Raw genomic sequence first — 14,961 nt, forward strand, 5'->3', positions numbered from 1 at the left:
ATGCCCCCGGCGTTTCTTTTTTTTCAGGCCACCAGGCCCTTGGTCAGTTCCAGCGCCTGTCGTTCGAACAGCCGGCGGTAGATGCCGTCATGGAGCCGGATCAGCGCCTGATGGTCACCCTCTTCGACAATCCTGCCCTTGTCGAACACCAGCAGCCGGTCGAGCGCCCGGACCGTGGAAAGACGGTGGGCGATGACGAGCGTGGTGCGGCCATCCATCAGCCGTTCCATCGCCTGCTGGATCTGCACTTCGCTTTCGCTGTCGAGGCTCGATGTCGCCTCGTCCAGGATCAGCACCGGCGCATCTGCCAGAAAGGCGCGGGCGATGGCGACACGCTGGCGCTCGCCGCCCGACAGCTTGACGCCGCGTTCGCCCACCATGGTCTCATATCCCTTGGGCAGGGACATGATGAAATCATGGGCGCTCGCCTGTTTCGCCGCCTGCTCGATCTCACGACGCGAGGCATCCGGCCGGCCATAGGCGATGTTTTCCGCCAGCGTGCGGTGGAACAGGATGGGTTCCTGCTGCACGATGGCGATCTGGCCGCGCAGGCTTGCCTGCGTGACATCGGCGATGTTCTGTCCGTCAATGCGGATGGCCCCCGCCTTTATGTCGTAAAGGCGCTGGATGAGCTTGACGAAGGTCGTCTTGCCCGAACCGGAATGACCGACCAGACCCACACGCTCGCCCGGCTTGATGGTGACCGAGAAGTCCTCATAAAGCGGGGTTGCATGCGCACCATACTGGAAGGTGACGTGATCGAAGACGATCTCGCCCTTGCCGATATTGATCCGCTTGGCATCCGGCCTGTCTTCGACACCCAGCGGCATCTTGTCGAGGAGCACCAGCTCTTCCATGTCGTTGACGGCGCGTTGGAGGTTGCGGATATCCTGGCCCACATCGCGCAGATAACCCTGCAGCACGAAGAACATGGCCAGCACGAAGGTGATGTCGCCGGCGGTCGCCAGACCCTTCTGCCACATGATGAGGCCGGTGCCGAGGATGCCCGCCTGCATCGAAACCATCATGAAGCTCTGGATCGTGCCGTTCAGCGTACCGCGTTTCCAGGTTCTGCGCGTCCGGTTGTCCCATTTCACCAGCACATGGCCAAGCCGCTCTTCTTCGCGGGTTTCGGCACCGAAGGCCTTGACCACCGCGTTGCAGCTGATCGCATCTGCCAGCGCGCCGCCAAGCCGGGTGTCCCAGGCATTGGCAAGCCGTGCCGCCGGCGACACATACCCCATCGAAAGCCCGACCGTGACGCCGATATAGATCAGCGAGCCGAGGCCGACGATCAGACCCATCACCGGCCAGTAACTGCCGAGCACGATGGTGGCGCCCACCAGCATGACGATAGAGGGCAGGAGCGCGACGAGCAGCAGGTCGTTGAGCGAATCCAGTGCCCACATGCCGCGCGTGATCTTGCGCACCGTCGAGCCGGCAAAGCTGTTGGCGTGCCAGTCGGTGGAGAAACGCTGCACCTTGTGGAAGCCGTTATTGGTGACATCCGCCATGGTCTTCAGCGTCAGCCGGATGATGCCGTTGAAGATGAACCAGCGCAGCACAACGCTGGTAAAGCCAAGCGCCACCACGATGACGAAGGCGCGCAGCGCGCCATCAGCCGCATTGGCGCCACCATTGTCACCAGCGATGGCATCAACGATCCGGCCGGAAAAGACCGGCACCATCACCTCGGCGAGCGTGCTGGCCACCACCAGCACGATGATGAAACCCACGAGCGCCTTTCGGTGGCTCCAATGGTTGAAAACAAAGCCGAGCACATGGCGATAGGCATCGGCGCGGAAATCGAGCTTCTTGCTTGACATTTTAACCAGCCCGGCGCCGCAAACAGGACGACCGGTCCTCAAAAACGGAAGTTGGATGGCACAGCCCAAGCGGGAGACAAAATGATCCCGTCAGATCAATCGGGCTATGAAGGAAAACAAACCGCATGTCGGGCGCGCATAGGGCGGGCCGCGAATGGATATGACCTAGTGTCGGGACATACCTTGCGGGAGGGTTTTGATGAATGCTGGTGTCATGCAACGCCTCCCTTTGTTCGATCTGACGCGGTGGAGCATTTTGTAGCTGAGCCGCTCGACCTTGCCAAGCGGGTTTTTGCAACCTTGTGGCAAGTGATGTGAAAATAACACACCAGCCGACCGGTCGTCATGATCGTGGCCGCTCCGGGCGCGGCCACGATTTTCGATGTGAACATCATCCTTCGCTCAGCCAGACAGGATGCGCGGCGGTGAGCCGGAAGTCGAGATTTACCGCTCCCTATCAGTCCATCTGCACATTCGCGTTCTTGACCACCGGTTCCCACTTGGCGATCTCAGCTGCGACGTGGTCTTTCAGTTCATCCGGTGAGGAGGCGACGATCTTGGCGCTGAAATCCGCCATGCGTGCGGCGACGCCCGCATCGGCAAGCGCCTTCTTGGCGGCGGCGTTCAGCTTGTCGACCACATCGGCCGGCGTGCCGGCGGGTGCAAAGAGTGCGTTCCAGGTATAGGTCTCGTAACCCGGCACGGTTTCGGCAATCGTCGGCAGATCCGGGAAGGACGAAGCCCGCTCCTTGGTGGTAACGCCGAGCGCCCGCAAGGTGCCGGATTTTATATGTCCTGACGAGGACGGCAGATTGTCGAACATGATGGAAATCTGGTTGCCGAGAAGATCGTTGAGCGCCGGGCCTGCCCCCTTGTAGGGCACATGCTGCATGCTGACACCCGCCATGCTCTTGAACAGCTCACCGGAAAGATGCAGCGGCGTACCATTGCCGGAAGAGGCATAGGCGTATTTATCCGGCTCCGCCTTCAGGAGGGCGATCAGCTCCTCGACGCTGTTGACGTTGAGCTTCGGATTGACCACCAGCACGTTCGGAACCACCACCAGCAGCGAGACCGGCGCGAAATCCTTCTGCGGATCGTAAGGCTTGGTCTTGAGGATGAGCGGGTTGAGCGCGTGGGTAGCAACGGTGCCCATCAGGATCGTATAGCCATCAGGCTCGGCGCGGGCCACCCGGTCGGCGCCGAGATTGCCACCGGCCCCGGCGACATTTTCAACCACGATCTGCTGGCCGAGTTCATCACCCATCTTCTGCGCGATAACACGCGCCACCACGTCGGTGGAGCCGCCCGCCGCGAAAGGAACGACCAGCGTGATCGTTCGATCGGGAAAGCCCTCGGCACTCGCCGTCATTCCCATCATGCCGAAAGACACCGCTGCTGCGGCAAGTTTCAACACGGTGCGCCGTTTTGAAGACCGGTAAATCATGAACCCTCCTTATACATGGCCTCCTCGCCATCCGCGCATAGTAGCTAAAATGCACCTCAGGGCAACCCGCCGGGTATCGGGCGATCCCGGCAGGTTTTGAGCAGCAAAGACCCGTCAGGCCTTCATCCGCTCTTCGACGACCTGCCAGTTGACCAGCTTGTCGAGCACGGCGCGGATATGGTCGGGCTTGCGGTTTTCATAATCGAGGTAATAGGCGTGTTCCCAGATATCAATGCCGAGATAGGCCGGACGGCCGACGGCCACGGGGTTGTTGCCGTCCTCATATCCGATCATCGCGAGCTTGTTGTCGTCACCACGCGTCAGCCACACCCAGCCGGTGCCGAACACCGTATCGGACACATCGACCGCGCGTTTGATGAAGCCGTCATAGTCTCCGAAGGTCTCGTTGAGGGAAGCAGCGAGATCGCCTGTCGGCCGGTTCGGCCCACCCGGAACGAATTGATCCCAATAGGCGACGTGGTTCCAGGCCTGCGCGGCATTGTTGAAGATTTTGACATCCGCTGCCGCCTTCGATTTGGCCGACTCCTTGACGATCTCGGACAGTTCCATGTCGGCATAGCGGGTTCCGGCCGCAAGCGTATTCAGCTTGTCGAAATAGGCCTTGTGGTGTTTTCCGTAATGCAGGCCGACCGTTCTTGCCGAAATGACCGGCGCCAGATCGGCCTCGGCGAAGGGAAGCTTCGGCTGTGCCAAAGGCAGTGCGGCCCGCGCGACATGCGGGCGGGGAAAGATTGCGACCGCGGCCATTGCGGCGCCGGCGGTGAGAATGGTGCGTCTGGTGATGTCCATCATATCCTCCTCATGAACGGTGATATGGGACTAACCCCGAACTACGGCCCTGGTTTCCTCGCCGGATGCAAATCTGTCACGGGTCATGATGATCGGCGGGTGCGACGCTGTGTTGACGCGCTGCCGGGGACGGATGGATGAGTTGACCGATGCATAAAAGAAAGGCCCTCCCGGCTGGAGAGGGCCTTGCCCGATCAGTAGCGATAATAGTCGCGACGGTCGCGATAATCCCGGTAGTCCCGGCGATCGCGCCATTCACGCCATTCCCGTCTCGCCTGGCGTTCGCGCCATTCCCGGCGGCCTTCCCAGCGATCGCGCCTGTCCCAGCCGCGCTCATAACGTGGCGGGCCATTCGGGCGGCAATAACCGCGCGGCGACAGATGGAAGCCGCGTCCGCAGGCATAATCCACCGTCTGAATGTGGGATGCCGAAGGAGCGGACGGTTGGCCGACAGGCATGGCATTCGCGCCGGTGCCGAACAGGGCGCCGAAAATCAATCCGGCAGTTAAAATCATCTTGCGCATCTTATCTCCCTCCTTGTGGGATGGGGGGATTTAGCGCCCGGCCGGGTGAACTGTGGCTGAATGAATCGTGATCTTTTCGTGGCAGCGGTTAAGGCCGGCAGCTGCGCTCGCCCCACGGCGCCTGTCACGAAAGCGTTAAGGAAAGCCATTAGAACCGCCGCCAGCCCGTCCAGAAAATGCACCACTTGCAACGATCGGGCAGCGCCTTTCCCATCGTTAGAGGGGTCAGCGCTTCGCAGTTCCACTCGCGCCGAAATATCGGAGACATAGATGAAACGCCGCACCTTTATGATGTCCGCCGCAGGCGCCGCCGCCGGTCTCGCCCTTGCGCCCCGCATGAGCTTTGCCGCTCCGGGCACGATCGACTGGTACACCAGTTCGGATACCAATATCCTCGACTTCTGGTCCAACACCATCAAGCCCGCTTTCGAAGCCGCCAATCCCGGCCTGAAGCTCAATCTCGTCGATGCCGGCGACGGTGCAGGTGTCATCGCCATCGGTGAGCGCGCCATTGCCGCAAAACAGACGGGCACCGATCCGCAGGCTGATTATTTCGAAACCGCCGATCCGCTGCTGCCCGCCGGCGCCATCGACGCCGGTATCTATGTGAACATGGCGAAAGCCGGCCTTTCTAACTATTCGCGCGTCAACCCGCTCGCCATCCGCAGCGAATACAGTCTGCCCTATCGCGGCAGCCAGGTTCTGCTTGCCTATGACACCAGCAAGCTGAAGCCGGCGGATGCGCCGAAGACCTGGGATGAACTCGTCACCTGGATCAAGGCCAATCCAGGCCAGTTCGTTTATAACCGTCCCGACAAGGGCGGTTCCGGCGGTAACTTCGTTCGCCGCGCCATCCATCAGGCCAACGGTCTCGATCCAAAGGCCTTCACGGTCGACAACTACACCCAGGAAGCCAGCGACAAGGCTCTGGGCAAGGCATGGGCGCTACTGACCGACATCGCCCCGTCGCTTTATGACAAGGGCGCCTATTCCTCCGGCAATACTCAATCCCTGCAGCTTCTCTCCCAGGGCGTCGTCACCATGACCCCGGTCTGGTCCGATCAGGTGCTGAAGGCCATCGATCAGGGTGTTCTGCCGAAGGAAACCGGCCTCGTCCAACTCCAGGATCTGGCGCTTTGCGGCGATTTCTCGCGCGCCGTGGTACTGGCGAACGGCGCCAATCGCGACGCCGCCCTCAAGCTCGCGAACTTCGTGCTGTCGGAAGAAATTCAGGGTGCCATCCTCACCGAACTCGGCGGCTTTCCCGGCGTTTCCTGGGACTATGTGTCGGCTGACCTGCGTAAGCGCTTCGCCGATATCATCCCGCAGACCATTCCGACCTTCCCGGGCGGCAAATGGGAAACCGCCATCAATGATGGCTGGTATCGTCACGTCGCTCCGAACGTCGACCGCAAAGCGTGACCGAGGTTGCAGAAGGAGCGGTTCGCCCGCTCATCGACAATACGGCAGGCAGGAGGCCAGTGGGCCTCCTGCTCGTGGCCATTCCCGTTTTCCTGATGATCTGGCTTGTGATCTGGCCGGCCATCAACGCCATCGGCCGCACCGTCTGGCGCACGGATGCCGAAGGTCAAACACGCTTCGATCTGTCGAGCTATGTTTTCTTCTTCTCGGATCGCTACAGCCTCGACAATCTTGCCGTGACGCTCTGGACCACGCTCGTCTGCGCGGCGCTCCTGCTGGTGATCTGCCTGCCGATCGCACTTTATCTTCGCTTTTCGCAGGGCCGTCTTCCGGCCTATGTGCAGGCGCTGGCCATCTTTCCGATGTTCGTGCCTTCCATCATCCTCGCCTTCGCCTTCATCCGCGTTCTGGGCCCGAACGGCATGGTGGATATATTGCTCAATGCAGTCAATCTGCCGAAGATCCGCACGCCCTATCTCACGCCTTGGGGACCGGTGATCGGTCTTGTCTGGGACAATATTCCGCTGACCGTGCTCATCCTGCTCGCGGGCCTCGGCAGCGTCGCCAACCAGTCGGTGGAGGCTGCGCGCGACGTGGGAGCCAATGCCCTTCAGGTCTTCCGGCATATCATCCTGCCGCGCATTTCCAACTCCATTCTCGTTGCGCTTTCCTTTTCGGTGCTCGGCATTTTTTCCTCCTTCACCCTGCCCTATCTCCTCGGCCCCGCATCTCCCGAAATGCTCGGCCCCTTCATGCAGCGCACGCTGCGCGACGTGCAGGATCCCGTCGGCGCCATGACCCAGGCCGTCATCGCTTTTGGCTTCTGCATCGCGTTCGGCCTGTTCTACGTGCGCTCCGTCGCGCGCAACCAGGGGAAATGACATGACGACCCTGACACGGACGCGGCAACGCATGGACTGGCCCGGCATCATCTTCGCCACCCTTCTCACTGTCGTCATCGTCGGGCCTCTGCTCGTTGTCGGCACCTGGGCTTTCACCGAGGTCTGGCGTTTCCCCAACGTGATCCCGCAACAATTCGGTTTCCGTTTCTGGGGCCAGACACTGGGGCGCGCCGATGTGTGGAATGCCCTGATGCTGAGCCTGCAACTGACCACAGTGGTGACCCTGCTTTCAGCCGTGATCTGCCTTCCCGCCGCCTATGCCTTTGCGCGGATGAGCTTTCCGGGCCGCAATCTCTTGTTCTTCTCCTTCCTGGCCGGCCATGCCTTTCCGAAATTCGGACTGCTGGTGGCGATTGCCGCCATTTTCCTGCAGCTTAACCTCATCGGCACCTTCTGGGGCGTTGTCCTGATCCAGCTCGTCGGCACGCTGATGTTCATGATCTGGATTCCGGTCGCCGCCTTCCAGGCCGTCGACCGGCGCATGGAAGAGGCGGCCCGCGATGTCGGCGCCAGCCCGCTCCGGGTCTTCTGGTCAGTGACCCTGCCGCAGGCGGGACCAACCATTGCCGCCGCCGTGCTTTTGAGCTTCGTCAGCACTTTTTACGAGACCGAAGGCGCATGGCTCATCGGCGCACCGGGCATCCGTACCATGCCGGTGCTGATGATCAGCTACATCAACAACCAGATGGTCATCCAGTATGGCGCGGTCCTCTCCGTCCTGCTCTGGGTGCCGTCCTTCATTGCCCTCATCTTCGCCCGCCGCGTCATCGGTGGCGGTGCCTTCGCCCGCGGTTTCGGCGGTTAGGAAATCAGCATGTCCGTACTTCACATCCGCCAAGTCACGAAAACCTTCGCCGGCGGCACCAAGGCAGTCGACAGTTTCTCGCTCGATGTCGCCGATGGCGAACTCGTCTGCCTTCTCGGCCCTTCCGGTTCGGGCAAATCGACGCTGCTGCGCATGGTTGGCGGGTTCGAGCAGCCGACCGGCGGGCAGATCACCATCGACGGCGAAGACGTCACCCATCTGCCGCCGGAGCGGCGGCCGACCGGTATGGTGTTCCAGAGCCACGCGCTCTGGAGCCACATGAATGTTTTCCAGAACCTCGCTTTCGGCCTGAAGTTGCGCCGCATTCCCGCTGCCGTGATCAAAGAGAAAGTAGAGGCAGTGCTCGAACTCGTCGGGCTCTCGGGTTATGGCGAGCGCGCCACCAGCCAGCTTTCGGGCGGCCAGCAGCAGCGCGTGGCGCTCGCCCGCTCGCTGGTTCTCGAACCGAAAATCCTCCTGCTCGACGAACCCTTCGCCAGTCTCGACCAGCATCTGCGCGAGCGGCTGCGGGAAGAGGTTCGGGATATCCAGCAGCGTCTCGGCATCACCACGCTGTTCGTCACCCACGGTCAGGACGAGGCGCTTTCCATGGCAGACCGCATCGTCGTCATGGCGAACGGCAAGACCGAACAGATCGGCCGGCCCAATATCATCTATCGCGAACCGCAGACCCCGTTCGTCGCCGGCTTCATCGGCACCATGAACCTGATCGAGGGCGCGGTTTCGGTCGGTAGCTTCATGCGCGCCGGCTTTACTTTTCCGCTTGCGGTTTCCGATGGGCCGGCCACCCTCGCCATTCGCCCGGAAGCAATCGATCTCGCGACATCCGAAACACCTGACGCGCATGTGCACCGGGTGACGGATTATGGCACCCATGGCCTTGTCGATCTCGACCTTGCCGATGGGACAAGGATCAAATCCATGGTCGCTCATCCGGATCTCTTCCGGGCCGGGCAAGGGGTGCGGATCACGCCCCGCGCCGTCACCCTTTATCGCGATAATCGCCCAATCCACCGGAGCTGACATGAACCCGCCGATCTTCATCGAACGCGATGGCCACAGGACCTGGCTCAAATGGCATCGCGCCCGCCGCCGCGCCACCGACCCTGTTTTCACCGGGGAACGTATCATCGAGGCGATGCGGCTTGGCGCAAGCATTGAAGTCGATCTCGTCATTCATGCCGATCATGGTTGTGCCGTGCTGCATGACCGGACGCTGGAGCGGGAGACCACCGGCACAGGCAGGGTACGCGACACCTCCGCAGCCACGCTGCGCCAACTTCACCTGCGCGACAATGAAGGCCTGCCGATCGACGCGAAGGTGATGCTGCTTGAAGACCTCAGCGCTCTTCTCGCCAGCGAAACCGTACACCCCGACGCCTTGCTGCAACTCGATTTCAAGGAAGACCGACAGGCGCTTACCCCGCAGATCGTCACCGGCTTCGGGGTCAGCGTTTCGCCGATCTCAGGTTCGGTGATCCTTTCGGGTGGTGATTTCGACGCCATCGCCCAGCTGGCGGGATCAGCACCCGGCCTGCGCACCGGCTATGATCCCTGCCATCGCGGCACACTTGCCGAACTACAGGCGAGCCGACATTATCTGCATTTCATCGAAAGCGCCCTCGCCACCGCGCCTGATGCGGGCATGATCTACCTCGCCTATGAAATCGTGCTTGCCGCCGAGGATGCCGGTGTCGATATCATCGCACCGATCCATGCTGCAGGCCGCCGCGTCGATGCCTGGACGATCAACAGGGTGACGCCGCAATCCACCGATTGGGTCGAGCGGCTCCTGAGGCTGAAGGTCGACCAGATCACCACCGATGACCCGGAAGGGCTCGCAGAGGTTTTCAGCCGATGACAGTCAATTACAGCAGAATCCTCGACCATATGGTCGCCACCGCCCGCGAGGCCGGCGCATTGACGCTCGACCACTTCAAACGCTTTCGCGACATCGAGATCGGCGTCAAGGGACCGGGAGACTTCGTTTCCGATGCGGACAGGGGTTCCGAGACGCTGATCCGCGAGCGCCTGCTCGGCCAATATCCATGGGGGCTGACCGGCGAGGAATTCGCACCCGTCGAGGGCGCGGATCAGGATCATCGCTGGCTGGTGGACCCGATCGACGGCACGACCAATTTCCTCTTCGGCCAGCATTACACCATCACCATTGCCCTGCGCCGCGGCAATGAGACCATATGCGGACTGGTCTATAATCCCGTCTCCGACGAGATGTTTGCCACAATCAAGGGAGACGGTGCCTATCTGAACGGCGAGCGCCTGCGGGTCAACAGTAGCACGGATGTCGCCCTGATGTGTGTCGGCACCGGCCTGCCGACGCCCAATCTCCAGCTTTACCCAGGCGCCTATCAGCGCCTCGACTTCATCCGCGCACCCATCGGCGCAGTCCGTGTTGTCGGCAGCGCCGCCAATTCCTGCGCCTATGTCGCCTGCGGGCGGCTCACGGGTTATTACGAGGAAACAGGATTTGTCGACACCGCCGCCGGCATCCTGCTGGTTCAGGAGGCGGGTGGCATCGTGACCGACTGGTGGGGCCGCGGATCGGAGTTCTATGAGAAGAGCGGTACGCTGATCGTCGCCAATGCCGCGACCCACGCCTATCTCATGGAACACCTGCGTGGCGTTCCGCCGAAGAACTCCTGATAAAGGTTTTTTCTCCAGAACATCCAGGCTGCAGCAGTCGTTTCAGGCCACCTGCACCAGGTGGCCGGGCGACACAGTCCTGTAGTTTCGCGTCGGTGTTTCATATCCCATTGCCCGTATCGGGCTCTTCAGCTCGTCATTGGATATGCCGCGTCTCACCCCACGCCTTGCCGGATCCGGCACCGCCGACATCAGCTTTTTCGTATAGGCATGCTGCGGATTGTCGAAGACGGCGGCACGCGGGCCGATTTCCACGATCTCGCCGAGATACATCACCGCAACACGGTGGCTGACGCGTTCGACGACCGCCATATCATGGGAGATGAACAGGAAGGCCAGATTGAGGCTTTGCTGTAGGTCGAGCAGCAGGTTGCAGACCTGCGCCTTGATGGACACATCAAGCGCCGAAACGCTTTCATCGGCAACGATGACCTTCGGATCAAGGGCAAGCGCACGCGCAATGGCGATGCGCTGGCGCTGGCCGCCGGAAAATTCATGCGGGTAACGGCTGGCCATATCGGCCGACAGACCAACCTTTTCCAGGAGATCAGCGGTCTTTTCCTTCGCCTGCCTGCTGCTGCCCAGCTTGTGCTTGATGAAGGGTTCGGAAATTGCCGTACCCACCGTCATGCGTGGATTGAGCGACGAAAACGGGTCCTGAAAGATCATCTGCACGGATTTGCGCATGGTGCGCAGACCGATCGTATCGAGCCGCATGACATCGTAACCATCGAGCGACACCTCACCGGACGACGGCTCAACGAGCCGCATGATCGAGCGGCCGGTTGTGGATTTGCCGCAGCCGGATTCGCCCACCAGCGACAGCGTTTCGCCCTGGAAGAGATCGAAGGAGACGTTTTCGACGGCATGGACCGCACCCGTCTGGCGCGCCCAAAGACCGGAGCGGATGGGAAAACGCGTCACGAGGTTTTTCACCGACAAAACCGGCGTCTGCCCGCTTGCGACCGTCTCGGCCACCTCCTCGGCTTGCGTAGACTGCCCGGTTTTCATGTCGAACACCGGAAACCGTGTCGGCCATTGCCGGTCGCGCATCGAACCGAGCCTCGGCACCGCCGAGAGCAGCGCCCGCGTATAGGGATGCTTGCCCCGCCGGAATATGTCTTCGGTCGCTCCCGTCTCGACCGCGTCACCGCGATACATCACGATCGTTCGGTCGGCGATTTCGGCCACCACACCCATGTCGTGGGTGATGAAGAGAACCGACATGCCCTCCTCTTCCTGCAGCAGCTTGATGAGATCGAGGATCTGGCCCTGAATGGTGACGTCGAGTGCCGTCGTCGGCTCGTCGGCGATGAGCAGCTTCGGTCGCGAGGCCAGCGCCATGGCGATCATCACCCGCTGGCGCATGCCGCCGGAAAACTGGTGCGGATATTCGTCAAAACGACTGGCCGCGTTGGGGATGCGAACCTTTTCTAGAAGCCGCACAGTCTCCGCCCGCGCCTCCGGCTTTGAAAGCCCCTTGTGGCGGATGAGGACTTCCGAAATCTGGCGGCCGATGGTGAAGATCGGATTGAGCGAGGTCATCGGCTCCTGAAAGATCATCGATATATCGTTGCCGCGCACCCCGCGCATCTCTCTTTCGGAAAGCGCCAGCAGATTGCGCCCGTTCAGCAGCACTTCCCCTTCGATCCGGCTGGACGCCGGGCTAAGCAGGCGCATGAGCGACAGCGAGGTCACGGATTTTCCCGAACCGGATTCGCCGACAATCGCGACGGTTTCGCCGGGCGCGACATCGAAGGAGACATCGCGCACGACGCTCTTCCATTCGTCGTCAACGAGAAAGGACGTGGTGAGGTTACGGACGGAAAGGACGGGTTTTATCTCCATGGTGTCAACGCCCCACCGCATAGGCCTGCATCAGCCGCGGGGTCGCGGCGGCGCGCAGCAGGCCGTCCGCGTCCCGCCGCGCCGCCGTCAGACGCCCGACTGACCAGGCATCGGCGACCGTGACCCGGTGGCCGCGACTACGAAGCGCCTCGAGTGTCGCTTCACCAACCGTGCCTTCCACCATGATTTCGCCCGGCGAACTGGTGCGCGGATAAAACGAGCCCGGAAAATGCGAGGTGTGGAACAAAGGCATGTCGATGGCCGCCTGCAGGTTCTTGCCGTGATGCGCATAACGCAGGAAGAAGGGCAACTGCCACTGATCCTGCTGATCGCCGCCGGGCGTGCCGAACACCATGGAAGGACGCCCCTCATGCAGCGCAAGCGATGGCGTCAGCGTCGTGCGCGGGCGTTTGCCCGGCGCAAGCGAGGTCGGCAGGCCTTCCTTCAACCAGAACATCTGGGCGCGGGAATTGAGCGCAAAGCCGAGCCCCGGCACGATGGGCGAGGATTGCAGCCAGCCGCCCGAAGGCGTGGTGGAGACCATGTTGCCCCAGCGGTCGATGACATCGATATGCACGGTGTCACCGCGCTTTTCGGTCAGATGCGACATGGTTGGCTCATAGACGGTGCCCTTGCCGCTCATCTCGGCCAGCATCGCCATGGTGGCGTCCACCTGCTTTTCGTAACCCGGCACCGTGCCGGGCCGCAGCTCCAGCGAGGCCTCGCTGCCGATCAGCGCGCGGCGTCCGGCATTATAGCCTTCAGAGAGAAGATATTCAGTGGGTATCTGGCCAAATTCAGGGTCGCCGTAGTAGACCTCGCGGTCGGCAAAGGCGAGCTTCATGGCTTCAACGATGGTGTGGATGAAATCGGGACCGGACGGGTCCATGGCCGCAATATCGAAGCCCTTCAGAAGTGCGAGCGATTGCAGGAGAACCGGACCCTGCCCCCAGGCGGGCGTCTTGGCAATCGTCCAGTCGTGATAGTCGAGCGTCTGCGGCGCTTCGACGGTCGCGCTCCACCCGGCCATATCCTGCGCCGTCAGCACGCCCTTGTGCCGTGCGCCGCTGGCATCCATCACTTCCGCCGTCTTGACGTAACTGTCGATAGCTTCCGCTACGAAACCCCGATAGAAGGCATCGCGGGCCGCCTCGATCTGGTACTCACGGCCGGTGCGCGCTTCGGATTCGGTGATGATCCGCTGATAGGTCGCAGCGAGAACCGGGTTCCTGAAATTGGCGTGGGGCTCAGGTGCGGCACCGCCGGGCAGCCATGTCTCATGGGATGTCGGCCATTCCTTCTCAAAGAATTCCGCCAGACCCTTGATGGTGGCGGAGACACGCGGCAGCGTTGGATGCCCATGCTCGGCGTAATAGATGGCGGGTTCCAGCACGTCGCGCACGCTCATCGTGCCATAGTCGCGCAACATCAGCATCCAGCCATCGAAGGCGCCGGGAATAACGGTTGCCAACAGCCCGTCGCCGGGGATCAGTTTCAGCCCTTCCGACGTATAGTGCTCGATGGTCGCGCCGCTCGGGGCCGGACCCTGCGCGCAGATTACTTCGACCTTGTCCTTCTGCTTGGAATAAAACACGGCGGGCATATCCCCGCCCGGGCCGCACAGATGCGGCTCGACGATCTGCAGAACGAAACCGGTGGCCACAGCAGCGTCAAAAGCATTGCCGCCCTTTTCGAGGATCGCCATGCCAACCGCCGAGGCGATCCAGTGCGTTGAGGTGACGACGCCAAAGGTGCCGAGGATTTCGGGGCGAGTGGTGAATTCAGTCATTCCGATATTCCTTATAAAAGATCATGCTTCGCGCGGATCGAGCGCGTCGCGCAGGCCGTCGCCCAAAAGATTGAAACCGATGACAACGAGGAAGATGGCGATGCCGGGCCACATCGTCATCCACGGCGCCTGGCTGAGGAAATTCTTCGCGGTGTTCAGCATCGAACCCCATGAGGGCGCCGGCGCTTGCTGGCCAAGACCGAGGAAGGAAAGGCTCGCCTCTGCGATAATGGCGGTCGCCACCGTCAGCGTCGCCTGCACGATGATCGGGGCAAAGACATTCGGCAGGATGTAGCGGGTCATGATATCGATGTGGTTGAGGCCGATGGACCTTGCGCCTTCGACATAATCCTCCATCTTAACGGCCAGCACCTGCCCGCGCGTCAGCCGCACGAAGATCGGCATGGCGGAAAGGCCGATGGCAATCATGGCATTAGTAAGGCTCGGGCCGAGGAAGGCGGCGAGCGCGATTGCCATGATCAGGAAGGGCATGGCGAGCAGCGCTTCGGTGATGCGGGAGATGACCATATCCACCCAGCCACCGAAATAACCGGCAATCAGCCCGAAGGGTACGCCGATGACCACCGCGATCATCACGGAGACGACGCCCGCCATCAGCGAGGCGCGCGCGCCATAGATCATGCGCGAGAGAATATCGCGGCCGAGATCATCCGTGCCGAGCCAGTGGGCCGCCGACGGCGCCTTGCGGATGGCCGACCAACTGGTCGCAACCGGATCGGCAATCGGCAGGATCGGCGCGGCCATGGCAAGCACGGCGAAAAACAGCACGATGACCAAGCCGACAAGCGCCGACTTGTTGCGCTTCATTTTCTTCCAGGCGCGGCTTTCCTGCCGTGTCGCTGGGACGGAGAGGTTTTGATCGAGAACGGTCATGATTTCAGC

At 61.6% G+C, this 14,961-nt stretch carries 14 protein-coding genes; 7 read left to right on the forward strand and 7 right to left on the reverse strand.

All coding sequences use genetic code 11. The features are described from left to right. Positions 1-23: 23 nt before the first annotated feature. Positions 24-1,826 (reverse strand): ABC transporter ATP-binding protein, encoded by a 1,803-nt coding sequence (locus CFBP5499_RS15440; RefSeq protein ID WP_080829996.1) that lies wholly within the window; start codon positions 1,824-1,826, stop codon positions 24-26. Between the two features lie 81 nt (positions 1,827-1,907). On the opposite strand from CFBP5499_RS15440, the gene CFBP5499_RS30055 reads away from it, so the two are divergent. Next, the gene (locus tag CFBP5499_RS30055) at positions 1,908-2,144 is read left to right on the forward strand and encodes a hypothetical protein (RefSeq protein WP_130932566.1); all 237 of its coding nucleotides are present in this window, start codon (positions 1,908-1,910) and stop codon (positions 2,142-2,144) included. Positions 2,145-2,283: 139 nt separating this feature from the next. Here CFBP5499_RS30055 and CFBP5499_RS15445 read toward each other — a convergent pair whose 3' ends face one another. From CFBP5499_RS15445 to CFBP5499_RS15455, 3 genes are all read right to left on the reverse strand, one after another. Next, positions 2,284-3,273 (reverse strand): Bug family tripartite tricarboxylate transporter substrate binding protein, encoded by a 990-nt coding sequence (locus CFBP5499_RS15445; RefSeq protein ID WP_080829995.1) that lies wholly within the window; start codon positions 3,271-3,273, stop codon positions 2,284-2,286. A gap of 114 nt (positions 3,274-3,387) precedes the next feature. Further along, positions 3,388-4,083: a superoxide dismutase gene (locus CFBP5499_RS15450; protein WP_080830254.1), complete on the reverse strand. Its 696-nt coding sequence runs from the start codon at positions 4,081-4,083 to the stop codon at positions 3,388-3,390. Between the two features lie 194 nt (positions 4,084-4,277). Then, a complete protein-coding gene (locus CFBP5499_RS15455; protein WP_080829994.1) occupies positions 4,278-4,607 on the reverse strand; it encodes a GCG_CRPN prefix-to-repeats domain-containing protein in 330 nt (109 codons plus the stop codon). Positions 4,608-4,877: 270 nt separating this feature from the next. On the opposite strand from CFBP5499_RS15455, the gene CFBP5499_RS15460 reads away from it, so the two are divergent. From CFBP5499_RS15460 to CFBP5499_RS15485, 6 genes are read left to right on the forward strand one after another with little or no spacing between them, the layout of a single operon-like run. Next, positions 4,878-6,029: an extracellular solute-binding protein gene (locus CFBP5499_RS15460; protein WP_080829993.1), complete on the forward strand. Its 1,152-nt coding sequence runs from the start codon at positions 4,878-4,880 to the stop codon at positions 6,027-6,029. Further along, the gene (locus CFBP5499_RS15465) at positions 6,026-6,910 is read left to right on the forward strand and encodes an ABC transporter permease (protein ID WP_080829992.1); all 885 of its coding nucleotides are present in this window, start codon (positions 6,026-6,028) and stop codon (positions 6,908-6,910) included. The genes CFBP5499_RS15460 and CFBP5499_RS15465 overlap by 4 nt, the downstream gene beginning before the upstream one ends. Position 6,911: 1 nt before the next feature. Then, positions 6,912-7,736, forward strand: coding sequence for an ABC transporter permease (locus CFBP5499_RS15470; RefSeq protein ID WP_080829991.1), 825 nt, complete (start codon positions 6,912-6,914; stop codon positions 7,734-7,736). 9 nt (positions 7,737-7,745) lie between these two features. Beyond that, entirely contained in the window at positions 7,746-8,780 is a 1,035-nt protein-coding gene (locus tag CFBP5499_RS15475; RefSeq protein ID WP_080829990.1) for an ABC transporter ATP-binding protein, read from the forward strand. A gap of 1 nt (position 8,781) precedes the next feature. Continuing rightward, complete coding sequence (locus tag CFBP5499_RS15480; RefSeq protein ID WP_080829989.1) at positions 8,782-9,618, forward strand: glycerophosphodiester phosphodiesterase; 837 nt, start codon at positions 8,782-8,784, stop codon at positions 9,616-9,618. Then, positions 9,615-10,421 carry an inositol monophosphatase family protein gene (locus CFBP5499_RS15485; RefSeq protein ID WP_080829988.1) on the forward strand — a complete coding sequence of 269 codons (807 nt, stop codon included), beginning with the start codon at positions 9,615-9,617 and terminating at the stop codon, positions 10,419-10,421. The genes CFBP5499_RS15480 and CFBP5499_RS15485 overlap by 4 nt, the downstream gene beginning before the upstream one ends. A gap of 42 nt (positions 10,422-10,463) precedes the next feature. On the opposite strand, the gene CFBP5499_RS15490 is transcribed toward CFBP5499_RS15485, so the two are convergent. From CFBP5499_RS15490 to CFBP5499_RS15500, 3 genes are read right to left on the reverse strand one after another with little or no spacing between them, the layout of a single operon-like run. Further along, on the reverse strand, positions 10,464-12,269 hold the full coding sequence (locus CFBP5499_RS15490) for an ABC transporter ATP-binding protein (RefSeq protein ID WP_080830252.1): 1,806 nt from the start codon (positions 12,267-12,269) through the stop codon (positions 10,464-10,466). A gap of 4 nt (positions 12,270-12,273) precedes the next feature. Beyond that, positions 12,274-14,058 carry a gamma-glutamyltransferase family protein gene (locus CFBP5499_RS15495; RefSeq protein ID WP_080829987.1) on the reverse strand — a complete coding sequence of 595 codons (1,785 nt, stop codon included), beginning with the start codon at positions 14,056-14,058 and terminating at the stop codon, positions 12,274-12,276. A gap of 21 nt (positions 14,059-14,079) precedes the next feature. Further along, positions 14,080-14,952: an ABC transporter permease gene (locus CFBP5499_RS15500; protein WP_173990819.1), complete on the reverse strand. Its 873-nt coding sequence runs from the start codon at positions 14,950-14,952 to the stop codon at positions 14,080-14,082. Positions 14,953-14,961 lie beyond the last annotated feature (9 nt).

Source organism: Agrobacterium tumefaciens (genome assembly GCF_005221325.1).
GTDB lineage: Bacteria > Pseudomonadota > Alphaproteobacteria > Rhizobiales > Rhizobiaceae > Agrobacterium.